At 44.2% G+C, this 23817-nt stretch carries 27 protein-coding genes; 14 read left to right on the top strand and 13 right to left on the bottom strand.

What is annotated here, in order from left to right; all coding sequences use genetic code 11:
* Positions 1-12: 12 nt before the first annotated feature.
* The 8 genes from cydB to AC3IT7_RS06145 all read right to left on the bottom strand — a co-directional run bounded on the left by cydB (position 13) and on the right by AC3IT7_RS06145 (position 7673).
* Complete coding sequence (cydB, locus tag AC3IT7_RS06110) at positions 13-1158, bottom strand: cytochrome d ubiquinol oxidase subunit II (protein ID WP_489249755.1); 1146 nt, start codon at positions 1156-1158, stop codon at positions 13-15.
* Positions 1155-2738: a cytochrome ubiquinol oxidase subunit I gene (locus AC3IT7_RS06115; RefSeq protein WP_489249756.1), complete on the bottom strand. Its 1584-nt coding sequence runs from the start codon at positions 2736-2738 to the stop codon at positions 1155-1157. The genes cydB and AC3IT7_RS06115 overlap by 4 nt, the downstream gene beginning before the upstream one ends.
* Positions 2738-2929, bottom strand: coding sequence for a cytochrome oxidase putative small subunit CydP (gene cydP, locus AC3IT7_RS06120; protein ID WP_489249757.1), 192 nt, complete (start codon positions 2927-2929; stop codon positions 2738-2740). Before cydP ends, AC3IT7_RS06115 begins: the two co-directional genes overlap by 1 nt.
* Positions 2930-3454: 525 nt before the next feature.
* Positions 3455-4534: a porin gene (locus tag AC3IT7_RS06125; protein ID WP_489249758.1), complete on the bottom strand. Its 1080-nt coding sequence runs from the start codon at positions 4532-4534 to the stop codon at positions 3455-3457.
* 305 nt (positions 4535-4839) lie between these two features.
* Positions 4840-5253 (bottom strand): HIT family protein, encoded by a 414-nt coding sequence (locus AC3IT7_RS06130; protein ID WP_005170623.1) that lies wholly within the window; start codon positions 5251-5253, stop codon positions 4840-4842.
* A 31-nt stretch (positions 5254-5284) separates the two neighbouring features.
* Complete coding sequence (locus AC3IT7_RS06135) at positions 5285-5554, bottom strand: YARHG domain-containing protein (RefSeq protein ID WP_411689734.1); 270 nt, start codon at positions 5552-5554, stop codon at positions 5285-5287.
* An 86-nt stretch (positions 5555-5640) separates the two neighbouring features.
* Positions 5641-6513: an NAD(P)-dependent oxidoreductase gene (locus tag AC3IT7_RS06140; RefSeq protein WP_475654363.1), complete on the bottom strand. Its 873-nt coding sequence runs from the start codon at positions 6511-6513 to the stop codon at positions 5641-5643.
* A gap of 62 nt (positions 6514-6575) precedes the next feature.
* Positions 6576-7673 carry an alpha/beta fold hydrolase gene (locus AC3IT7_RS06145; RefSeq protein ID WP_489249759.1) on the bottom strand — a complete coding sequence of 366 codons (1098 nt, stop codon included), beginning with the start codon at positions 7671-7673 and terminating at the stop codon, positions 6576-6578.
* 142 nt (positions 7674-7815) lie between these two features.
* On the opposite strand from AC3IT7_RS06145, the gene AC3IT7_RS06150 reads away from it, so the two are divergent.
* From AC3IT7_RS06150 to trpB, 9 genes are all read left to right on the top strand, one after another.
* Complete coding sequence (locus tag AC3IT7_RS06150; RefSeq protein ID WP_489249760.1) at positions 7816-9003, top strand: O-succinylhomoserine sulfhydrylase; 1188 nt, start codon at positions 7816-7818, stop codon at positions 9001-9003.
* A gap of 28 nt (positions 9004-9031) precedes the next feature.
* Positions 9032-9361, top strand: a complete 330-nt coding sequence (locus AC3IT7_RS06155; protein WP_004731251.1) for a YbaB/EbfC family nucleoid-associated protein — start codon at positions 9032-9034, stop codon at positions 9359-9361.
* A 13-nt stretch (positions 9362-9374) separates the two neighbouring features.
* Positions 9375-9971, top strand: coding sequence for a recombination mediator RecR (recR, locus tag AC3IT7_RS06160; protein WP_475654366.1), 597 nt, complete (start codon positions 9375-9377; stop codon positions 9969-9971).
* 179 nt (positions 9972-10150) lie between these two features.
* Complete coding sequence (locus AC3IT7_RS06165; protein ID WP_489249761.1) at positions 10151-11293, top strand: ribonuclease D; 1143 nt, start codon at positions 10151-10153, stop codon at positions 11291-11293.
* A gap of 130 nt (positions 11294-11423) precedes the next feature.
* On the top strand, positions 11424-11729 hold the full coding sequence (locus AC3IT7_RS06170) for a YcgL domain-containing protein (RefSeq protein WP_005097076.1): 306 nt from the start codon (positions 11424-11426) through the stop codon (positions 11727-11729).
* Between the two features lie 21 nt (positions 11730-11750).
* Positions 11751-12134 (top strand): hypothetical protein, encoded by a 384-nt coding sequence (locus tag AC3IT7_RS06175; RefSeq protein ID WP_489249762.1) that lies wholly within the window; start codon positions 11751-11753, stop codon positions 12132-12134.
* A gap of 21 nt (positions 12135-12155) precedes the next feature.
* A complete protein-coding gene (locus AC3IT7_RS06180) occupies positions 12156-13007 on the top strand; it encodes an AAA family ATPase (protein ID WP_005097074.1) in 852 nt (283 codons plus the stop codon).
* A 14-nt stretch (positions 13008-13021) separates the two neighbouring features.
* Complete coding sequence (locus tag AC3IT7_RS06185; protein ID WP_489249763.1) at positions 13022-14209, top strand: vWA domain-containing protein; 1188 nt, start codon at positions 13022-13024, stop codon at positions 14207-14209.
* A gap of 103 nt (positions 14210-14312) precedes the next feature.
* Positions 14313-15521 (top strand): tryptophan synthase subunit beta, encoded by a 1209-nt coding sequence (gene trpB / locus AC3IT7_RS06190; protein ID WP_489249764.1) that lies wholly within the window; start codon positions 14313-14315, stop codon positions 15519-15521.
* A gap of 125 nt (positions 15522-15646) precedes the next feature.
* Here trpB and AC3IT7_RS06195 read toward each other — a convergent pair whose 3' ends face one another.
* The 3 genes from AC3IT7_RS06195 to AC3IT7_RS06205 all read right to left on the bottom strand — a co-directional run bounded on the left by AC3IT7_RS06195 (position 15647) and on the right by AC3IT7_RS06205 (position 16947).
* Entirely contained in the window at positions 15647-16078 is a 432-nt protein-coding gene (locus AC3IT7_RS06195) for a CBS domain-containing protein (RefSeq protein WP_475654372.1), read from the bottom strand.
* Positions 16079-16181: 103 nt separating this feature from the next.
* A complete protein-coding gene (locus AC3IT7_RS06200; RefSeq protein WP_005170652.1) occupies positions 16182-16562 on the bottom strand; it encodes a DUF2750 domain-containing protein in 381 nt (126 codons plus the stop codon).
* A 151-nt stretch (positions 16563-16713) separates the two neighbouring features.
* Positions 16714-16947, bottom strand: coding sequence for an SEL1-like repeat protein (locus tag AC3IT7_RS06205; protein WP_005097069.1), 234 nt, complete (start codon positions 16945-16947; stop codon positions 16714-16716).
* A gap of 224 nt (positions 16948-17171) precedes the next feature.
* Here AC3IT7_RS06205 and AC3IT7_RS06210 point away from each other — a divergent pair, with 224 nt between their 5' ends.
* Both AC3IT7_RS06210 and AC3IT7_RS06215 read left to right on the top strand, forming a co-directional pair.
* On the top strand, positions 17172-17531 hold the full coding sequence (locus tag AC3IT7_RS06210) for a hypothetical protein (protein ID WP_475654380.1): 360 nt from the start codon (positions 17172-17174) through the stop codon (positions 17529-17531).
* A 98-nt stretch (positions 17532-17629) separates the two neighbouring features.
* Positions 17630-17953 carry a hypothetical protein gene (locus tag AC3IT7_RS06215; RefSeq protein ID WP_489249765.1) on the top strand — a complete coding sequence of 108 codons (324 nt, stop codon included), beginning with the start codon at positions 17630-17632 and terminating at the stop codon, positions 17951-17953.
* On the opposite strand, the gene AC3IT7_RS06220 is transcribed toward AC3IT7_RS06215, so the two are convergent.
* Both AC3IT7_RS06220 and AC3IT7_RS06225 read right to left on the bottom strand, forming a co-directional pair.
* The gene (locus tag AC3IT7_RS06220; protein WP_489249766.1) at positions 17877-19451 is read right to left on the bottom strand and encodes a M16 family metallopeptidase; all 1575 of its coding nucleotides are present in this window, start codon (positions 19449-19451) and stop codon (positions 17877-17879) included. The two genes, AC3IT7_RS06215 and AC3IT7_RS06220, sit on opposite strands and share 77 nt — an antisense overlap.
* 11 nt (positions 19452-19462) lie before the next feature.
* Positions 19463-20815, bottom strand: a complete 1353-nt coding sequence (locus AC3IT7_RS06225) for a M16 family metallopeptidase (RefSeq protein WP_489249981.1) — start codon at positions 20813-20815, stop codon at positions 19463-19465.
* Between the two features lie 219 nt (positions 20816-21034).
* Between AC3IT7_RS06225 and ftsY the strand changes: the two genes are divergently transcribed.
* The 3 genes from ftsY (at position 21035) to AC3IT7_RS06240 (ending at position 23789) form a co-directional block, all read left to right on the top strand.
* A complete protein-coding gene (ftsY, locus tag AC3IT7_RS06230; RefSeq protein WP_475654376.1) occupies positions 21035-22141 on the top strand; it encodes a signal recognition particle-docking protein FtsY in 1107 nt (368 codons plus the stop codon).
* Between the two features lie 174 nt (positions 22142-22315).
* On the top strand, positions 22316-23005 hold the full coding sequence (locus AC3IT7_RS06235) for a nitroreductase family protein (protein ID WP_489249767.1): 690 nt from the start codon (positions 22316-22318) through the stop codon (positions 23003-23005).
* Positions 23006-23195: 190 nt separating this feature from the next.
* Entirely contained in the window at positions 23196-23789 is a 594-nt protein-coding gene (locus AC3IT7_RS06240; RefSeq protein ID WP_489249768.1) for a nitroreductase family protein, read from the top strand.
* The last annotated feature ends 28 nt before the right edge of the window (positions 23790-23817 follow it).

Consider the following 23817-nt stretch of genomic DNA (forward strand, 5'->3'; position numbering starts at 1 on the left):
TAGCACAGCGCCTTAATACAGGCTGTGTGAATTATCTTCAATGTGTTTGTTGGTAATCACAGCCCACATCTTGTAGTAACACCAGCTGGTATAGATCAGGATCAGTGGAACAAAGATACCTGCTGCAACGGTCATCACGGTTAAGGTATTTTTACTGGATACGGCATCCCACATGGTGAGACTGACTGTTGGATTCAGACTAGATGGCATCAGGAACGGGAACAGGGCAAAACCCGCAGTCAGGATTGCACCGATGACTGCCAGAGATGAGCCCAGGAAGCTGAGGCCAGCCTTGTTTTTGCCTGCGGCCAGTACAATGATGAATCCACCCAGAATGCCGGCAATTGGAGCTGCTATCGTGATTGGATAAGCCGAGTAGTTATTCATCCAGCCTGGGTTGGCATTGATCAGGACTTCTTTGGCTAATGGATTGGCTACACCATTGGTATCAAAAGGCATCACCAGGCTATAACCCTGAATGCCGCCAAAATACAGCCAGGCACCTGCACCTAAGAAGGTCACCAAGTAAACCAGTCCCATGATTTGCGTCGCTCTGGCAGAACGTCGACGCAGATCGCCATCAGTACGCAGCATCAGCCATGCACCACCATGTGCACACAGCATCGATAAACTGACCAGACCACACACAATCGCAAATGGATTCAGCAGGGCAAAGAAACTTCCTGTGTAGGTAGAACGTACGGTTTCATCCAGGGTAAAAGGCACACCGAGGAACATATTACCAAACGCTACACCAAAGACTAATGCCGGAACTGCACCACCAATGGCCAAGCCCCAGTCCCAGGAAGTACGCCATTTGGTATTTTCCAGTTTAGAGCGGTAATCGAAGCCGACCGGGCGTAAGAATAAGGCAAACAGTACCAGTAATAATGCCCAGTACATGCCAGAGAAGGCTGTTGCATAAACCATTGGCCAGGCAGCAAATAAAGCACCCCCGGCCGTAATGAACCAGACCTGGTTGCCATCCCAGTGCGGGGCAATGGTATTGATTGCGGCACGGCGCTCGTTATCATTTTTGCCCACAAATGGCATGATCGCCATAGAGCCCATATCGAAGCCATCGGTGAGGGCGAAGCCAATCAGCAATACGCCGACTAGCACCCACCAAATTATTTTGAGTAATTCATATTCGATCATGCTTGAGTCTCCCCATTTGCCTTTTCTGCTGCAAGCTTTTCAAAGTGGTATTTACCGGTATGCAGGGAACTTGGACCAAGGCGTGAGAATTTGATCATCAGATACATCTCGATAATCAATAACACCGTGTAGAAGGCTGCCAATGCCAGGATTGAACCCCACACATCGCCAGTACTTAAGCTGGATGCTGAAAGATGAGTTGGTAAGACTTCACCAATCGTCCAAGGCTGACGACCGACTTCTGCTACATACCAGCCAGTTTGTGCAGCTACCCAAGGTAAAGGCAGTGCAAATAAGGCAAATTTCAATAACCAAGGTTTGTTTTCAGCATTGCGTTTTGCAACCGCAAAGGTAGCCAGAACAAACAGAAGTAGCATCAAGAAGCCAGAACCGACCATGGCACGGAAGGCCCAGAACAGACTTGGTACGTGTGGAATAGTGTCTTTAGCCGCTGCTTTGATTTGCTCATCAGAGGCATCAACGACATTTGGTGTGTATTTTTTCAGCAGCAGGCCGTAGCCTAAGTCTTTTTGGCTTTCTTCAAAAGCAGTTTTCAGTTCTGGAGACTGATCACCAGCACGTAATTTTTCCAGTTGTGAATATGCCACCATGCCATTGCGAATACGCGCTTCATGCTGAACCAGCAGGTCTTTAATACCTGTGACTTGTTCTGTCGTAGAGCGTGTAGCAATCAGACCCATCACATAAGGAATTTTCACTGCATAATCTGTCGTCATGGTTTCCTTGTTCGGGATACCGAACAAAGTAAATGATGCCGGTGCAGGGTGGGTATCCCATTCTGCTTCAATTGCTGCCAGTTTGGTTTTTTGGACATCGCCCAGCTCATAACCGGATTCATCACCGAGTAAAATTACGGAAAGTGTAGAAGCAAGCCCGAAGATGGCGGCAATGGCAAAAGAACGGCGTGCAAAAGGCAGGTCACGTTTTTTCAGCATGTAGAAACTTGAAATGGCCAGTACAAAGATAGCACCTGTGACATAACCGGCAGACACCGTATGCACAAATTTTACCTGAGCAACCGGGTTGAAGATCAGTGCGGCAAAGTCCACCATTTCCATACGCATGGTTTCATAGTTAAAAGCCGAACCGACCGGGTTTTGCATCCAGCCATTGGCAACCAGAATCCATAGTGCTGACATGTTCGAGCCTAAAGCCACCAGCCAGGTGACTGCCAGATGTTGTACCTTGGACAGACGATCCCAGCCAAAGAAGAACAGGCCAATAAAGGTCGATTCCAGGAAGAAAGCCATCAGGCCTTCAATCGCCAGCGGTGCACCAAAAATATCACCGACATAATGCGAATAATAGGCCCAGTTGGTTCCAAACTGGAACTCCATGGTCAGGCCTGTAGTAACCCCCAAGGCAAAGTTAATACCAAACAGTTTTCCCCAGAATTTGGTCATGTCTTTATAGATTTCTTTGCCGGAAATCACATAGGTGGTTTCCATAATGGCAAGCAGAAAAGCCAGACCTAAAGTCAGTGGAACAAAAATAAAGTGATACATCGCGGTCATAGCGAACTGGAACCGCGAGAGATCGACCACGCTTTCAGAAATCATCAACGTGTCTCCTGGATTTGGGAAGGATTGCCGGCAATACGCTCGGCGACTTGATTGTCAAAATTTTTAGGAATCGTAGGGGCATCAAACCAGATGTTTTTAATTATCACAAGCAAAATAACTTTGATAATTAAAATTGCGGCTATTTCTTTCACCACTTTTTGGTTTAAATTTTTTGGAACTAAGCTCATTTGAATAAGCCTGTTGTTTAACTTGTTACCTATTATTAATCAATTGTAATCAATAAATAAATAGGAAATACAGTTTTAATAAATATATATTTATAAATACATGATAATAAAAGTTATATATTTTTATTAGTTAAAATTTATTCTAAATTTTTCTTATTATTTTGTGTAACATTCTGGTTTTTTAAACCCGACTAAAATGCTTATATTTATACTTTGAATGTAGATTGTTTTGGTTGGGTTAATATTAATTGATTGTTTTTTAATCTGATTAAAATGGTTGGATTTAAAACATGAGTTTAAATTATTCAAACTGTTTTAGTCGGTTATATAGAGGGTTGAAAGGAAAGTGTTATAGGAGGTTATTCAAAGATGTGCCTGATAAGCGATCTTGATCACAGGCTTTCTTATACTGTTTCTTTAATAAAATACATCAACAAAAAGATCCCGTTTAGGGATCTTTTTGTATGTCATGTTTAATAAATAATAACTACAGAGATATTCTCTTTAAGCGAATAGGTATTCAGCTTAGAAGTCGTAACGCATACCGACTGATAGTCCAAGTGCAGTTTCACCTGCAGCATTTACACCTTGAGCTGAACCAGCTTTGTTACTACGTGCCTGTGACCATGGGGTAAGGTTGGCATTATCATCATTTAGCATTGCTGCTAGATTGCCATAGATACGGAACTGCTTATCAAGACGATGTTCTAAACCCAGTGCCAGCAGGGTAGAGTTAGCGTCAGAAGTATCAATGTCACGATGGAAGGCATGGCCACGCAAAGTATTTTTATCAGTCAGTTTATATTCAGCACCGACTCCGTAAACATTGGCATCTGCATTGGTACCGTTACCATCATCAAGAGTAGTAAACTGATAAAGTGCACCCACATTTAATTCTGGAGTCAGTTTGTAGGCAGCCGCTAAACGTACACCATCACGTTCTCCTCGGCTGACATCTTCAGCATAATGCTCATAAGCAGCTGCTACATCCCAGTTGCCTGCTTTGTAGTTTAGGCCCAGATCATATGCTTGAGACTTTTCATTGGTCTCTTCGGTCGTATCATTGTTGATCATGGTGCCGTCATGTAAAGACAAAGCTGCTGTTGCGGTAAAACCATCACCAAATTTAGGTGATTTATATTCAATCGTATTCGGGTTACGTTCATCAAAACGATGGTTATAGGCGCGAGTGATGTTACGTAAGTCGCCAACCTGATCACCAAAGAAGTTTGCAGGGCCACGAGCTGCTTTAAATGGGCTGTCAAAACGACCGACTTTCACCTGACCGAAGTCACCTTTAAGTCCTACAAAAGTATCACGTGTTGAGAAGTTGATAGAATCTTCTGTGTCGTCAGAGCCACTTGAAAAGTTGATTTGCTGTTCGATTTGAGCAAAAGCCGTCATGCCATTTTCTAGTTCTTTTTCAGCTTTAAAGCCCAAGCGTGACGAGTTCGATGATAAAGCCACCTCATTATAGTCTTTACCATCATCCAGATAATCTAAAGAAACGTGTGCACGACCATAAATTTTAACGTCAGCAGCAGCTGCCATGACTGGTGTTAAAATTGTTGCCCCAATTGCTAATGCAGATAACGTTTTTTTCATGTGTTGCTCCAATAAAGACTTTTTTATTCATCGTCTTAAAACAAGTTTCAGTCATGTCTTGAAACATGTACCGCTCTATTGGTGCCAAGTATCGATTACAAATAAGACAGTAAGATTAAGGAAATATTTCAAATCTGTTAAATGTTATATCTTGTAAGTTTTGTAATATTATTTATTCGATTTGTTTGTGTATTAAAAAGACAATTTGGGTGCTTGGGACTTAACGAAGGTGTTTTTTTTACAGTTTGAGAAGCAAAGTAGAATAAAAAATGGAGCCGAAACCCCATTTTTTTGTTCAGTTAAACTTAAAGTGCGGCTTTGATTTTTTCAGCCAGTGCTTTAATTTTTTCCTGATCACCCATTTGTGCCGCATGTTTACCCAGGTTATGCAGAGAAGTCGGCACCAAATGAAAATGAATATGCGGTACAGTCTGACCAGCCGCAGCACCTGATAGCTGCATCAGGACAATACCGTCAACGCCCAGACCTTTTTCAATGGCTTTGGCAACCTTCTGTACAATTTGAATCGTATAGGCCGCAGCTTCAGGATCTAGATCCAGTAAAGTGATGGCCGGCGCTTTCGGAACGACCAGAGTATGACCGTCTGCTTGTGGCATGATGTCCATAAATGCAAGAACCTGGTCATCTTCATACACTTTGATCGCAGGAAGCTCACCGCGTAGAATTCGTGCAAAAATATTCTGATCATCATAAGTCATAAGTACATTCCTTGAGCGTTTTCGAATTGAATTATTTACAGTTCAATTCTTTCTGACGATCTTTGATCACGTCAAGACGTTGTTGCTCTTTTTCTGAAAATTTTGGCTTGGTTGTATAGCAATTGTCATTGCCAAACTTGGCTTTTGCTTCTGGATCTTTAAAACAGAAGCCTTTAGACGCATAAATTACGTCATGATCATTCTTTAATTTTTTGCATTCCTGTTCAGATGCAAGAACCGTTGTTGAAGCCCCGAACAAAGTTGCAATACCAATCAATGCTGCAACAGAAAATTTTTTCATGCGAGTTTCCTCTGGGTTATACACTGCATATGCCTGCCTCATAGTCACAATATGAGGTTTTGTTATCATTATTCAATGGCGAGATATTACTCAATGGTAATATTACTCCATGATTCATACATTTTCACAGCGCTGGAAAAGTCACTGTTTTTATCCGACAGATTGCTGGCTGCCTGAATCAGATTCTGCGTTAATGAGAGTACCGGTGCAGAAAGTTTGGCTTCACGCGCGAGGTCAATTGCGATGCCGGTATCCTTGGCCAAGAGTGGCAGGGCAAAGGTTACAGGAAAACTGCGATTTAAAATACGCTGTGGCAATACGGTTTCGGTCACCATGCTTTTACCACTGGACGCATTGATACAATCCAGGGCTTCATGCAGGTTGACTCCGTGTGCTTTTAATGTGGTGAAGCCTTCTGCGACGGCGCAAAGATTAACAGCCATTAACATATTATTTACCGCTTTCACTGCAAAACCCGCGCCAGATTCACCGACATGTTTAATCAGTTTGCCAAAAGCCTGCATCGCGGGAAGGGCTTTTTCAAAACCTTGTGCATCACCACCCACCATTACCGTCAAGGTGCCATTTTCAGCCCCAATGGTTTGACCACTGACGGGAGCATCCAGGAAAATCACATCTTGTTGAGCCAGTTGTGCAGCCAGCTTTTGTGCGGATTCCGGTACACCGCTGGTGCAGTCTACCCAGATCGAACCAGCTTTGAGTTGCAGGTCTGCGAGGAGCTGTTCCACATCGGCACTGGTCGGCAAGCAAGAAAAGATAATATCTGCCTGAGCAGCCTGCTCCAGCGTGACTGCCTGCGTGCCATATTCTGCGGCATGCTGCTCTGCTTTGCTCGAGCTGCGATTCCAGACATAGACGCTATCAAAGTGCTTGGGTAAATGTGCGGCCATGCGATAACCCATTGCCCCTAAGCCGATAAATGCCACTGACTGAATCATGCTGTACCCTCTGAATATAGGATTAAACTTTAATATTTTTGGTGATGCCGGCCAAAGATGAGCTAGGCATCAAGACGTGTCGAGCGCTGTGCCAGCCAGGTCGTCATTTTAGGCCAGAACGTATTTGCGGTTTTCTGATTGGACATCAGGCCAAGATGACCGCCCGGGATCAGAGTAAACATCTTATCCTGGCTACTTGTCAATTCCATCAAAGGCTTAGAAGAGTTTTCTGTCACAATCTGATCGCTTTGGCCGGCACCGACCAAGAGTGAGCAACTGATATTTTTAAGATCAACGACACGACCATTTAAGGTCATCGAGCCATTTTTTAAGGGATTCTGCAGCCATAAATTCAGTACCATGTCCTGATTCACCCCGCCAGGATAATCAATCATCTTATTCAGGAAGTTGCCCATGGTGGCATGTTCATAGACATCTTCGACATGATCCAGATTCAGCAAAAACTGCTTCTGGCTTTTAAACCAGCCGATTGGATCGAGCAATTTAAAGCCCAGTGCATTCACGATGCCGGGAGTATGAATATACTGTTTGGGAATATGCCCCTGATGAATGGCCTGTTGCAGGTTCTTGTTTTTAGCAATCAGTTTGTTGGTGGTTGAAAACAGTTTGCCGACACGTCCTGAAGCATAACTGTCAATCGGGCTGCCAACCACAATCAGATTTTTGACATGTTCAGGTGAATGCAAGGCGGTATACAGGGTGACAAATATCCCGGCCATACTCCAGCCGTGCAGGGAAATGAACTGGCTCCCGGAATGCTGACAGATTCTTTCAATCGATTGAGGAATGGCGGCATCAATAAACGACAAAAAGTTTAAATGACGATGCTTATAGCTAAAGCGTTTCCATTCCACCAAATAGACATCAAAACCGCTATGCTGAAAATGCTTGACCAGAGAGCGATAAGGATACAGATCGTAAATATCCATATTAATGGCGAGGGGTGCCACAAACACCAACGGTTCCTTGTATTTCTTCTGGGGTGAGGCGTAATAGCGAATCTTGCAAAACTCGTTGCCGCTAATATATTTAAAAGGTGTTTTTTGCGACAGGATCAGCGAGGAGGCATTAAACATCCGCGCACTGAGATGTTTCAATTTTTTTTGCTGGCGCTGAAAGTTTCGTTTTAACTGAATCATGTAAATAAAATATCCGTATCCGGGAAAGGATTGATCGAAGCCTAAGCAATAATTGCTTATTATGCCTTGACCTGAAATAGCATAGGCGCTCAAAATGTTGGCAATTTTTTACAAAAGGCAGCCTTAGGGCTGAGGTAAAGCGATGAGCCAGCAAGACGATACTTCATATCAATTAGAAACTTTAGCTATCCGTACAGGTCATACCCGTAGCTTTGAGGGTGAGCATGCTGAACCTATTTTTCTAACATCGTCATTTGTTTATGAAAATGCCGCAGAAGCTGCCGCAAAATTTTCAGGTCAAGAACCGGGCAATATCTATTCTCGCTTTACCAACCCGACTGTTGCCATGTTTGAAAAACGTCTTGCTGCACTTGAAGGTGCAGAGCGCGCCGTAGCCACCAGTTCAGGTATGGCGGCCATTATGGCAGTGACCATGGCTTTTCTGAAAGCAGGCGATCATGTGATCTGCTCGCGTGCTGTCTTTGGTTCAACCGTATCGTTATTTGAAAAATATGTCGCAAAATTTGGTGTCAGCGTTGATTTCGTCGATTTGACCGATCTTGCTACCTGGAAAAATGCCATCAAGCCTGAAACCAGATTACTGTTTGTTGAATCTCCATCAAATCCACTTGCAGAAGTGGCCGACATTCAGGCACTGGCTGATATTGCCCATGCCAATGCGGCCTTGCTGGCAATTGACAACAGCTTCTGTACACCAGTGTTACAACAACCACTCAAATTTGGTGCAGACCTGGTGGTGTATTCTGCGACTAAATATCTGGATGGTCAGGGCCGTGCCTTGGGTGGCGCTGTGGTGGGTAGTCACAAGCTGCTCGAAGAAATCTTTGGCTATGTACGTACCACAGGTCCATCAATGAGCCCATTCAATGCTTGGATTTTTCTGAAAGGCTTGGAAACCCTACGTTTGCGTATGCGTGAACATTCAGCAAATGCACAGCAACTGGCTGAATTCTTGAACCAGCATCCAAAAGTAGAAAAAGTTTATTATGCCGGTTTACCTGAGCATGTTGGTCATGAACTGGCAGTCAAACAGCAGACAGGTTTTGGCGGTATTGTGTCTTTTGAAGTGAAGGGTGGTCGTGAAGGCGCCTGGACCGTGATTGATAATACCCGGTTTATCTCGATTACCGGCAATCTGGGCGATGCGAAATCAACCATTACCCATCCGGCAACCACGACACATGGCAAGTTGTCGCCTGAAGCCAAGGAAGCTGCAGGTATTTGCGAAGGTTTAATTCGTGTTTCTGTTGGTTTGGAAGAGATTGGTGATATTATCCGTGATATTACTCATGGTTTAGATCTTATCTAATTTTATAAATTTATGTTCGGAGATATTTATGAACATTAACATGTTAATGCAGCAAGCTCAGCGCATGCAGAAAGAAGTTGAAAACAACGTAAAAAAAGCCAAAGAAGAGCTTGCGCAAACTGAAGTGCATGCTGAAGCAGGTGGTGGTTTGGTGAAAGTCACCATGACTTGCCGAAATGTGGTGAAGCGTATCGAAATCAACCCTGAATTACTGCAGGATGATCCAGACATGATCGAAGACCTGATTGCAGCTGCAATGAATGATGCTGCGCGTCAGGCAGAATTGGTCTCTGATGAAAGAATGAAAGCGGCAAACTCTGGCATGGGTTTACCACCGGGTCTGGCAGGTATGTTCTAAGGAAGAATGCGCAATGTTTAGTGATCGTTTTGATCAACTGGTTCAAGCATTACGCATTTTGCCAAGCGTTGGGCCGAAATCGGCTCAACGTATGGCTTTGCATATGATCATGAAAAACCGTGAAGGTGCAATTGGTCTGGCGCATGCCTTGACTGAGGCCACCAACTATATTCATGAGTGTTCTGTCTGTCATTCCTTGACTGAAGATGAAGTATGCAATATCTGTACCTCACTGGATCGGGATGATGAGTTGCTCTGTGTGGTGGAATCACCTGCGGATGTCATGGCGATTGAACAAAGTGGCAGTTTCAGGGGGAAATACCACGTGCTGGGTGGGCATTTGTCACCGCTCGACGGAATTGGCCCTGAAGAAATTGGTATTCCGTATTTGCTGCACCGTCTGGCCAGTGGTCAGGTGAAGGAAGTCATTCTGGCCACCAATGCCACAGTCGAAGGTCAGGCCACCGCGCATTATCTGGTTGAAGCCAGCAAGCATTTGCCGATCCAGATGACCCGAATTGCGCAAGGCGTACCGCAGGGTGGCGAGCTGGAATATGTCGATAGCCATACCTTGAGTCAGGCAGTGCATAACCGGATGCGGATGAAGTAAGTTAAACTTAAAAATCTTGTTAGTTTTAATATAAAAAATATATTACTTTAAATTTTAAATGTGGCGTGTGATGGGTTTTTTAGCCAAAATTAGTGCTAATAAGCGTTATTTTTTATACAAAAATTCTATAGATCGGTTAATATGTATTTATCGAGAATCTAATTTTAGACTCAGTCTTTATGTTTCAATTTATTCAACATCAGCACGACTTAAATCATGTACTCAGCCTGATGGATCAGAGCTCGGTCTATGGCCTGGATACCGAATTCATCAAGGTCGATACCTTGTGGCCTAAGCTGGGTGTGTTTCAGATCAATGTAGACAACAAGGTCTATTTGCTGGATGGAACCACGCTGGATCTGAGCGAGTTTCTCAATAAAATTTTTAATGCGCAACAGAATATTTTTCATGCCTGTAGTGAAGATATTGACCTGATTTATCACTATACCCAGAAGAAATCGCTGACCAATGTGTTTGATACCCAGGTGGGCATGTCTTTCCTGGGGCATGGTCTGCAAGTCAGTTATCAGAATGCGTTGAAGCAGATGCTGGAAGTGGATATCGAAAAAGACCAGACCCGCTCTAACTGGCTGGCACGTCCATTAAGCTCCGAACAGTTACTTTATGCGGCCAATGATGTGCATTATCTGGTGCAACTGTCCGACAAAATCAAGCAGGATCTGGATACCAAATACCTGCTCGATTTCGCTCTGCAAGACTGTCGTTTCCTGACCCAGGAAATTGGCGAAGATACCCCGACAGCCTTGTTGTATCAGGATGTCGGCAATTACCGGCATTCACGCCGTCAGCTGATGCAATTGCAACAATTGATGGTCTGGCGTGATCAGATTGCCAGAGCGCTGAATCAGCCGCGCAGCTTTATCCTGAAAAATGCCAGCATGATCGATCTGGTCGAAAAGTTCCCGCGCAATAATTTCCAGCTGAGCCAGGTGAAAGATATCCGTGCGAATATCGTCCGTGAACATGGCAAAACCATTCTGGATCTGTTGAAGTTCCTGCCGGAGCCAGAAAGCTGGCCGCTTCGTTTGGCACGCCCAATCCGTCATTCCTCTAAAGATATCGGCGAAAAAATTGATGCGATTATTCAGGACGTGGTCAATGAAACTTCAATTCCGAAAGAAGTGCTGATGCGTAAAAAATGGCTGAATGCCTTGTACCAGCATGTAGTCTTTCATAAGGATGAGCAGGATCTGCCGGATTACCTGCTGGGCTGGCGCTATGAATTATTAACCCAGCCACTGATTCAGGTGCTGCATCAGGATGAATCTTATTTATCGACCCAGATGAAAGTCAGCGAGTGATTGTCAGCAGGATTGGTTAAAGATAGAACAATTATACAAAATCACGACTGATGCATAAGATGTGGCTAATGTTTCTGGCTTTTTTTTGATGTATCCTTGCGGATGTTTTTCCAGAAAAGTCGTTTCAAACATGCAAGTGTCTATCTACAAATCCAGCAAAAAAAGTGAAATGTATCTGTATGTGGCGCGTCCTGCGGATGAAAGCGAAGCTGAAACATTCGAGCCCTTAAGTGTATTGTCTGAACCTGTACAAGCCGCATTTGGACGTGCGACTTTTGTCATGCATCTTGAACTGAGCGAATCGCGTAAACTGGCACGTGCCAATGTCTTGCATGTGATGGATTCTATTGCTACCCGCGGTTTCTTCCTGCAAATGCCGCCAGAAGGCTTGATCGATCCGAATGCAGTCGCTCCAGAAGGCTTGCGTGGCGCTTAATATTAATTCAGGAGTTGTGAAATGAATGGTTATGTCGCTGTCTTAGACTCAATTCCTGAACAGAGTATTGCTGTTGCGGTATATCTGCTTGGCAGTCTGATTGCTTTATGGTGCTGGTACGGCGTGACCAGACGCCTGCCTAAACCGATGGGTGGTTTTTTGTGGATTGTGGGTTTGGCTATTCTGCTGACACCGACGGTGTCGGAAGGGCCGAATGCCTCTATCGCACCAGCGATCTTTGGCTTGCTGTTTGGGGTATTGACCAAAGAATCACCACTGATTTGGATTAATGCGTCACTTATTTTGTTTGTCATCGGGATTGGTTCTGTGATTGGCTATTGCTGGTCGACCTATGTGTCGAACAAGGGCAATATTCGTGTTCACAAGAAAAGTTCACCGCTGTAAGCAAAAAAATAAGGTTAAATCATGTCTGCTGATCATCAACAATTTTCAGGTACGGCTCAGTACATTGCGACTGACAGTTTAAAACTGGCAGTTAAAGCCGCGCGTAGTTTACAAAAACCGTTACTGGTCAAAGGTGAACCTGGTACAGGAAAAACCTTATTGGCCGAACAGGTGGCAGAAAGCCTGGGCTTGAAGCTGATCACCTGGCACATCAAGTCGACGACCAAGGCACAGCAAGGTCTGTATGAATATGATGCCGTGTCGCGCCTGCGTGACAGCCAGCTGGGTGATGACCGTGTCTATGACATCAAGAACTACATCAAGCCGGGTAAGCTGTGGGAAGCCTTTACCAGCGAAGAGCGCTGTGTTCTGCTGATTGATGAAATTGACAAGGCCGATATCGAGTTTCCAAATGACTTGTTGCATGAACTCGATAAAATGTCGTTCTATGTTTACGAGACTGGCGAGACCATTACTGCAACCCAGCGTCCAATTGTCATCATTACCTCAAATAATGAGAAAGAATTGCCAGATGCATTCCTGCGCCGTTGTTTCTTCCACTATATCGAATTCCCGGATGAAGCCACCATGCGCGAAATCATCGATGTGCATTTCGAGAATATCTCTGCCACATTGGTGAATGAAGCTTTACAGGTCTTCTTTAAATTACGCCAGATTCCCGGTTTAAAAAAACCACCTTCAACCTCTGAACTGATTGACTGGCTTAGCCTGCTGATGGCCGACGACATGCCGGAAGACATTCTGCGTAATACCGACAAATCCAAAGCGATTCCACCTTTGTATGGCGCATTAATTAAAAATGAGCAAGATGTACAGTTGCTTGAACGCCTAGCCTTTATGTCGCGTCGTTAAAGGGAGAAACACGCATGTTTGTGCGACTGTTTTATACCTTACGCAAGTACGGCGTACCGGTATCGACCCGTGAGCTGATTGACCTGAATCAGGCTGTTGCGGCTGGTCTGGTGTTTGCCGATCAGAATGAGTTCTATCAGCTGGCTAGAACGGTGATGGTCAAGGACGAGCGCTATTTCGACAAGTTCGATCGTGCCATGAAAGATTATTTTGATGGCATTCAGACTTTCGATCTGGATGAACTGCTGAAACAGGTGCATAAGCTACCTAAAGACTGGTTCGATCTTGAACTGCTTGAAAAGCACCTAACGCCTGAACAGCGCGAAGAGCTGAAAAGAGCCGGATCACTGGAAGAACTGATGAAAATGCTGGAAGAGCGTCTGCGTGAACAGCATAAAAAACATCAGGGCGGTAACAAGATGATTGGTACTGGCGGGACTTCGCCTTTTGGTGCCTTTGGTGATCATCCGGAAGGGGTACGCATTGGCGGGCCGGGACGTAAGCGTTCTGCGGTAAAAGTCTGGGAGCAGCGCCAGTATCGCAATTTGGATGATGAGCAGATTCTGGGTAGCCGTCAGATGCAAATGGCATTGCGCCGTTTGCGTAAATTTGCCCGTCAGGGAGCAGCCGAAGAGCTGGATATTGACGGCACGATTCGGGAAACGGCCAAGCAGGGTATTTTGGATGTACAGCTGGTGCCTGAGCGCCGTAACCGTATTAAAGTACTAATGCTGTTTGATGTCGGCGGTTCCATGGATTCGCATATTGCCCAGTGTGAAAAACTGTTTAGCGCAGCCAAAACCGAATTTAAAACCTTAGATTATTTTTATTTCCATAACTGTCTGTATGACTATGTCTGGAAAGACAATATCCGTCGTTCTAGTTCGCGCATGAATACCTGGGATTTACTCAATACCTATGGTCGTGATTATCGGGTAATTGTGGTCGGTGATGCCAGTATGGCGCCTTATGAAATCACCTCGGTCGGTGGCTCGGTTGAATATATGAATGATGAGGCAGGACAGGTCTGGCTACAGCGTCTGCGACAGCATTTTGATAAAACCGCATGGCTGAATCCCGAAGAAGAAAATTATTGGCATTACACGCATAGCATTGGTTTGATTAAACAAATTTTTGAAGATCACATGTTTCCAATGACCCTGAAAGGTATTGAAGACATGATCAAATATCTCGCGCGTTAATTTTATTTTTCTGTTAGTGGCTTTATCTATCTTTGTGAGTGGGTTAACCACATTATTTTAGGATAAAGTCACTTGTTGTACATTCCAAAGTTCAGGAATTATTATGGCTCATCAAATTAATGGTATTGCTTTACCCAATGAGGAAGGCTTTTTTGGTCAATATGGCGGTCAGTTTATTCCGCCCGATCTAAAACAGGCGATGGGCGATATCAATGTCGCTTATCAGGAAATCCGTCATACTCCAGAATTCCAGAACGAGCTTAAAGACCTGTTTGCCAACTATGTCGGCCGTCCAAGTCCTTTATTTCATGCCAAGCGTCTGTCAGATCAGTTAGGCGGCGCACAGATTTATCTGAAACGTGAAGATTTAAATCATACAGGTGCACACAAGATCAATCATTGTCTGGGTGAGGCTTTGCTGGCCAAATACATGGGCAAGACCAAAGTTATTGCAGAAACTGGTGCGGGTCAGCACGGTGTCGCATTGGCAACGGCCTGTGCCTTGGTCGGTATTCCATGTGAAATTCACATGGGGCAGGTGGATATTGAAAAAGAGCATCCAAACGTCGTAAAAATGAAGATTCTGGGTGCGCGCCTGATCTCTGTGACACGTGGTACAGCAACCCTGAAAGATGCAGTTGATAGTGCATTTGAAGAATACTTAAAAGACCCGAAAAATTATATCTATGCCATTGGTTCGGTGGTGGGGCCGCATCCATTTCCGATGATGGTGCGTGATTTCCAGTCCATTATCGGTGATGAAATTAAAGTGCAAAGTAATGACCGTTTTGGTGCAAACCCGGACTATGTGGTGGCCTGTGTTGGCGGTGGTTCCAATGCAGTGGGTGCATTTACCGCATTTTTAAATGAACCGGAAGTAAAACTGGTGGGCGTAGAGCCGGGAGGTCATGGCCTGGACACCGATATGCATTCGGCGACATTAACGTTGGGTAAACCAAGTCAATTGCATGGTATGGCCTGTTATGTGCTGGAAGATGAGCAGGGTGAACCTTTACCGGTACATTCGATTGCTTCTGGCCTGGATTATCCTGGTGTGGGGCCGCAACATAGTCTGCTTAAGGATTTGGGCCGGGTCGAATACACCACCGCCTCCGATCAGGAATGTCTGGATGCTTTCATGACCTTGTCGCGTGTAGAAGGCATTGTGCCGGCTTTAGAGAGTTCGCATGCAGTGGCCTGGGCAATTCGTGAAGCAGGTAAATTGCCAAAAGAAGTCAAGATCGTGGTCAATCTTTCTGGTCGTGGGGATAAAGACTCGGATTATGTGGCAGAAAAATTAGGTCTAAACTGATTTTACCCAAAACACGAATATAAAAAATCCCGGCTATATACCGGGATTTTTATACATTCAATCGAAGCTTGATCTTCAGTTATTTAAATGCGCTTCAAATATTGGAAAGAAAGCCAGAGATGGTTTTAACCTGAAATATACTGCTGCAGCTGTTCAATGAGTTTGCGTTGATCATCCATTGCTGCCTTGACCAGATCTCCGATTGAAATCAAACCGATCAGTTTTTCATTCTCTACTACTGGCAGGTGTCGCAGGTGACGTTCAGTCATCAGCGATAAACAGTCTTCTACGGTGGTAGATGTGTTTACGGTAATCACTTTAGAGGTCATGATCTCGTTAACCGTGGTGTCGAATGAGGTTCTTTGCATCAGGGCAATTTTACGGGTGTAATCTCGCTCTGACAGAATACCGACTACATTGTCTTCATGGGTTACCACAAGTGCCCCGATTCCTTTGTCGGCCATCAAGGTGATGGCTTCTAGAACTGTAGAATCTGGACGGATGGTATAAATAGCTTGATGCATTTTTTCATTGAGCACCTGTGCCACATTGGTCATGCTTAATCATCCTTACGGTCAATTTATTATTAATCCTAGAGTATGCATTCAACCTGAACATCTCTAAGTGTTTAGGTTTTAGTCTTTATAAATAACATGTTATTTAAGCAATGTGCAGTCTTTGTTCAGAAAAAAATAGATGACGCATTTGTGCGGCAGTCAGTTTGAGTCTGGTGCCATTGGTATTACACAGGGCTGGCGTAACATTCAGTCGTGACAGGGTCGGCAATAATGCATTTTCAAAATCTTCAGAGTTGATTTTACGCGGGATATAATCCGGCCAATGCTGCTTGGCGTAGTTTTTGGCATCCAGTGGATTCAGCCAAAAAGGAAAAATACAGTCTTCCTGATCGCGCATCATGGCCCAGCCTTGATGATATGCGCCCCATAGCTCGCCACAATTCCTTAGGGATTTCAGCATGGTGATCTTGAAAAGAGACTCTTTACAGATCGGATCAATTTGAATAATTTTTCGTGGTTTCATTAGAATAAAGTGCAATTAAGTGTCTGGCTCTATTCTAGGAACTTTGTATGAAATTACTGTTTCAGCTTTGCAAGATTTCGTAAGAGAATATGTATTTATTGCTATTTATCGAAAAAAGAGCGGAAAAAAACGCCACCTAGGTGACGTTTCATCATGCTTGCAGGGTGGCCATGTTTTGCCAGTACTGCGCTTTGAGTGAATCCCGTTCTACACGGAAGCCTTGATAATAAAGTTCTGCTAAAAAAAGCGCCGCTTTACCATGACCTGCACGAGCTGCATCTTCAAGCTGTTTCACCGCATCGACAAAGTTCATTTGTGATTGAATGGTGTTTACGGCATCTGCATACAGATGTTCCAGATCGTGTTGAGAGAGTTGTTGTATCATATAAAAACTCCTTAATTTTAATTATGATTACAGGACAGACTAATCAGTCTAAATACAAATATAAATTAGTATTGTTAAACTAATATTACAAAATAATGGAAAAGTCAACTATTTGAGTTTATTCGTTTACTTCAGTTATAGTTTAACTGATTAAACTATACACACTTATAAATATTATTAAGATAAATTGTAAGTGGATATCAAACAATAAGGAGAAAGCCATGATGACAAGAACTTTAGATGGTGTGAACTTTGATATGCCACCGACTGCCGGTCAGGTCATGGAACTTGCACATTTGCATCGCAAAAAACTGGATGACGCTATATTTAGTAAATCTACGCATCTCGGTGACTATGGGTTGGCACAACGCAAGGAAGTCTACGACTTTACCCGTGCGCTAGATGTCAACCAGCGTGAGCAGTTTTATAAACTTTATAATGGCGAGCTGGTTCGAATTGCCGATGAAGATCGCCTGCATCCACCTGAAGCAGAAGCAGGGTTGAGTAAATTTGCAATTGCACTGGTACTCTTGGTGGTTGCATTGGTGCTGTATTCAACCATTATTAGCAGAATAATGAATTAGTCCGCAAAACAGCAGGTTTCAGCTCTTATGAATATTCAGTGTGCTGACTTGAACTTATGTAACTGCGATCATACACTACCTCTAACCTGAGGTAGTGTATGTCTATAGATACAGAAAAACTAAGTCAATTTTTCAGCAAAATCAAACTGGAACAAATTTATAACAGTGTGGTTATTTTTATTGTTGTGGTCATTTTATTTTTAGCCACATTTGCTTTATATCGTCCGCTCAGCATCTCTCAAATTACCCAGATTCAGCAACTTTCTGAACAGCAGAGCCTGCCACAAACCCAGGATATGGCACTGGCTTTATTGAAGCAGCAACCTATCCGCCGTGGACAGTATCTTAAATTGATGCAGGCTTATCAGCAGGAATCGCTGCGGGCGCGTCAGCTTCCACCGGTCTCTGTGGAAATGCCTTAGACATGCTTTCTTTAAGGAAATTAAACCGGGTATCGATCAAATTCTGCTCCAGGCGGATTCTTAAGGCATCTTGATCTAGTTCTTTACTGACCACGACCAGCGTTAAGCGGTCCGGATGTAAGTGCCGCCGTACCGCATTTTGTACATCATTTACTGTAATTTTGGCCAGGCGTTGCGGATAGCCAGATAAATAGTCAGTCTGCTCGCTATAAAAGCCCATAGTGCCTAACTGGGCATTGATGGTGGCATTACTGCTGTAATTATTGGGGAAGGCACGTAACATGCCAGCCTTGGTTTCTTCCAGATGTTGAGGGTTAATTGGCTGGCTGACAAAGTTGATCAAAGCCTGGTGGGCTACCTGAATGCTGTCCAGCAATTGATCTTGCCGTGTGGAATATTTAAAACTAAAGACTCCGGGGGCCTGACTAAAGCTCAATGTGCTATAAGCGCCGTAGCTAAAACCACGTTTGACCCGAAGTTCCTGCATCAGTACGGCATTAAAACCACTCCCACCGAACATGCGATTGGCGACTTCCAGAGCCAGTTTGTCTTGCGTAAAGCGTGATGGCCCTATATGGCCAAAGGTGACATGTGCCTGAGACGAGTTATAAGGCAAATGTACTACTTCAAACCCCGATTTAATCTCCGGCTGTGGCAATGCAGTTGCTTTTTGTCCTTGAGGTAAATTACCAGCAATCCGTTCAGACAATTCCAGTGCCTGTTTGGGGCTCAGTTTGCCAGTGATGGCAATATTCATGTTTTGTGCCACCAGAAACTGATCACGAAATTGTTTCAACAATCCGGCATTAATTTTTTTGGTACTGCCTTGGGTGCCACTGATCGGTTCAGCATAAGGATGCTGACCGTATAACGTGCGATAAAAACGGATATCCATCAGGCGACTGGGGTTTTCCTGTAACTGTTTTTGTCCCACCTGGGTATTGCTTAAAGCCAGATTAATACTGGAAGCTTTAAATGAAGCATTCTTTAAAATTTCCATCATCATTCCTAAGGCGGGTTCCAGTTTTTCCGGATCTGACAGGCTGCGCAGGCGAACCACAAACATGTCTCGATAGGCTTGTACGCTAAATTGTGCTCCAGTCTGGTCAAAGACTGCCGCGACCTGATTGGCGCTATATTGCTCAGTACCTTCACGCATCAGCCTGGCTGCTATGCTGGACAGGCCATAGAGTCCTTTGGCAATTTCCTGATCGCGGGCTGAGCCGGCATTGAAGGTCAACTGGATATCGACCATCGGAAGGTCCTGGGTTTCTACAAACAGGCTGCGCACCTGATAGCGGTTATTCAGGTCGTGAATATGAGGGGCCTGAAAATCACGTTGTGGATTGATATTTTTCAGGCTTTGCAGCAAAGGAATGGATTGTAACTGACTTGGATTGTCGTTTTGGTCAGATTGCACATCCAGATAGTTTTCTGCATAAAGAGCCGAACTGAAACTGAAAGCCGATATAAGTAAAATCGGGCGAAGTGAAAGCATTGCAATCCCCATTATTGGACGTTTTGTTCAGGCGAGAGATAAAGTGTGCTGAGATTTTCACGAACGAAATAGGCATTAGCGACGCGCTGGATATCCTGAATGCTGACACTTTCAAAATGTTTTGGTAATTCATCCATCAGGCGATAACTCAGTCCATTGACTTCCAGATTGCCAATCATTTTGGCCTGACCGGCAATATCGTCCTGGCTGTAAATTAAACTGGAAATAAAACGGGTACTGATACGGTCTACTTCCTGTTGGGTTATGGCCGTGGTTTTGAGCAAATCTATTTCATCCTGAATCGCCTGCTGGGCTTCTTGCAAAGATATGCCAGGCGCGGGCAGGGCGGAAATGCCAAACAGGCTGTCACCACGATTGTATGGATCATAAGATACGCTGACAGAGGTCAGAATTTTACGATCACGCACCAGTCGGTCTTGCAGGCGCGACGAAATGCCGCTGTCCAAAAGACTGCGAATAATGGTCAAGGCATACGCATCCTGAGGGTTTTTCGCTGTGCCCAGAGATTTTACATTCCAAGTCATATACAGATTTGCTACCTGAACATTACTGTTAATTTCCATATGCCGATAACCCAGGCGTTCAAACTCGAGTACATCATTACGTGGTGGTGTTGGACGCGCAGGAATATCAGCAAAATATTTTTGTACCTGCGCTAAAGCCGCTTCCGATTCGACATTTCCAACAATTACTAAAATGGCATTATTCGGGGTATACCAGTCGCGGTACCATTTTTTCACATCACTCAACTGAATATTGTTCAGGGTTTTCATGTGTCCAATTACAGGCTGGCGATAATGGCCGGTCGGATAGCTGATCCATTTAAAGCGTTCAAAGGCTTGCGCACGCGGATTGTCATCGGTGCGCTGGCGCCGTTCTTCCATGACCACTTTAATTTCTGGCTCAAAGTCCTGCTGCCGCAGTAATAAATTGCTCATGCGGTCAGATTCAAGTTCCAGAGCCATAGGAAAATAGGCCTTGGGATAGAGCTGATAATAGTTGGTGTAATTGGTAAAGGTGGCTGCATTGATGCTGCCGCCATAAATTCGGCTAAGGCGGGTAAACTCGTCATTCGGGACTTTATGCGTGCCTTTGAACATCATGTGTTCAAGTACGTGCGATACTCCCAGAATATTGCCAGATTCATCGCTACTGCCAACTTTGTACCAGATCTGGGTCATCACCATCGGGGCACGGTGATCTTCCCGAATGATAACCTTTAATCCATTGCTTAAAGTGGTTTCAAAAGTCGTCCGTGATAATTCACTGCGCGTCTGGGCCTGAGCCTGATGAATACTCAGCCCAAGCAACAGGCCAGCAAGTGGATATAAGCGTTGCTTGATAAATTGAGAGAAAGAGGAGACAGTCGAAAAGATGGTAGACACTGGATCTCCCGAAATAGGCATTTGTATTTAGTGTTATTTTTAATAAATGCATCGCTGAAAGCAACCAAGAGCTGTAGCTTTTTGGTATGTTTGTACGGCAATTGCATTGCTAGCTGCAAAGCAGGCAAGTTATGGTAGAATCTGGGTTTTTAACGCAATGCTTTTCAAGGATTCGGCATGCAACAGCAATCTAATGGGCAAAACAAATTTTTGATTGATGCTGATATCGGAGATGATGATGTCACATTACCGAGCTTACCTGCGGTCAATGTGCCTATCGTAGAAACGCCAAGCGAAGCAGCTGTAGTTTCTGCACCTGTCATCACAGAAACTGAAAATGAAGATTCTGCGGCGAAAGGTGGCTTCTTTAGCCGTATGAAAGAGGGTTTAACCAAAACCCGTAAAAACCTCGCCGACGGGATGGTGAATATCCTGATCGGTGGTAAAGAAATTGATGATGAACTATTAGAAGAAGTCGAAGAGCAGCTTCTGGTGGCAGATATTGGGGTGGAAGCAACCAGAACCATTATCGCCAACCTGACTGAGCGTACCGAACGTGGTGACTTGATCTATTCACATTCACTCTATAAAGCACTTCAGGAAGAATTGGTGGCCTTGTTGGCACCACGGGTTAAACCGCTACATATTGATCCAAATAAATCGCCTTATGTGATTTTGGTGGTTGGTGTAAATGGTGTCGGTAAAACCACAACCATTGGCAAGCTGGCCAAACGTCTGCAAGGTGAAGGCAAGACCGTCATGCTGGCAGCCGGTGATACGTTCCGTGCAGCTGCCACTGAACAGCTACAGATCTGGGGCGAGCGTAATAATATCGCGGTTGTGGCGCAGGGCCATGGAGCAGACTCGGCTTCAGTGATTTTTGATGCTTTTGAAAGTGCGCGCGCCAAAGGTGTAGATGTCTTGATTGCCGATACAGCCGGCCGTTTGCATAACAAAGGTCATTTGATGCAAGAACTGACCAAGGTTAAGCGTGTCATGCAGAAAAATGATGCCACTGCACCACATGAAGTGATGTTGGTGGTGGATGCGGGTACGGGTCAAAATGCCATTAATCAGGTGGAAATGTTTGATGAGGCTGTTGGCTTAACCGGTTTAACCATTACCAAACTGGATGGAACTGCCAAAGGTGGCGTATTGTTCAATATTGCGAGTCGTACTCATGTGCCGATTCGTTTTATTGGTGTTGGTGAGAAAATTGATGACTTACGTCCATTTTCGGCCAAGTCTTTTGTTGCGGCATTATTTGAAACTGAAAATAAATAATGCGTGATAATTCACACAAACTCCGCTAAATGCGGAGTTTGTTGTTTTTGAGGGGTTTGAATGCTCTAAAAATCAGCTCGAAAATAACAACCAGATCTACTTGCTCGCATAAAACCATTATAATTGTATGGGATTATTCAAGCTGTCTTGGCTTGGTTGTTGTGGGGGTAACGAATGGCATTTTTAAATAAGATTGGTCAGGTATTAACAAGTGATATAACCAAGGACTTCAAGCTTTCGAAAAAAAACAAACCGAATGATGAATTGGCGCTGACTTTTGTCGATCAGTTGAAAAAGCGCCGTAGCATTTATCAGCTTGGTAAACGGGTGCATTATAGTCAGACTTATCTTAGTGAAATTATTCAAGAGGCAGTGCGCAGTTGTCCTTCTGCCTATAACTCCCAAAGTACGCGGATTGTGCTGTTATTTGCAGATTCTCACCACAAGTTCTGGGAAATTGTCAAACAGGTGCAACGCCAGCATGTGCCTGCACATATTTATGAAGGTGTAGAGGTCAAGCTGAATCAATGTGCTGCGGCATATGGCACGATTTTATTTTATGAAGATCAATCTGTAATTCAGCAACTGCAAAAGAAAATGCCATTCAGTGCGGAAGATTTTCCGGTTTGGTCTGAGCAAACCTCAGGTATGGCACAGTTTGCAGTATGGACTGCGCTGGCAGATTCGGGCCTGGGCGCTTCTTTGCAGCATTATAATCCACAGGTCGACAGTCTGGTCGCCGAGCATTTTGATATTGAAAATAGCTGGTTGCTGCGTGCGCAACTCTGCTTTGGCTCGATTGAGCAAGAAGCAAAAGAAAAACCAGGGCAGCAGGATTTACACCGTTTTAAGGTTTTAAGTTAACAGCGATTAAAGCTGATCTGACAGCATGGATGCTGCAAATAAAATCCGATACAAATATTCTACCCAGGCCCAGGTCTGATTGTTCTATAAATAAAACACATTGTTATTGGAATGCACCTGTTTGGGGTGTTAAAAACACGTAATATGACTTTATCGATTTTTTATAATCAAAATACATAGAGGTGAATTCATGGCATTTTTAGAGCAGATCAAACAACGTCGCAGTATTTATAATATTGGAAAAAATGTAAGCCTTGATCAGGCAGGAGTTGAGCAAATTATTAAGGATGCAGTTAAACACAGCCCATCTTCTTTCAATTCGCAAACCTCACGTGTTGTCATTTTATTTGGCCAGTCACATGATACTTTCTGGCATATCGTGCGTGAAACCTTACGTGACCTTGTTTCAGCAGATGCATTTGAAGCAACCAATAATAAAATTAACAGTTTTGCAGCCGGTTATGGCACTGCATTATTTTATGAAGATCAGGATATAGTGAAATCTATGCAAGAGCAGTTTGCGCTTTATGCAGATAACTTCCCGGTCTGGTCAGAACACTCTTCAGCGATTGCACAGTTTGCAACCTGGACTGCGTTGGCAGAACACAATATCGGTGCCTCATTACAGCATTACAACCCGATTATTGATGAAGAAGTCGCACGTACCTTTGAAATACCATCAAACTGGAAGCTTCGTGCGCAATTGGTCTTTGGTTCGATTGAAGCACCAGCAGGTGAAAAACCGTTTATGGATGATGCCGAGCGCTTTAAAACCTTCGCATAAATCCGGTTTAAGTTAAAAAAAAGAAGCA

The organism is Acinetobacter sp. KH_038, assembly GCF_057839405.1.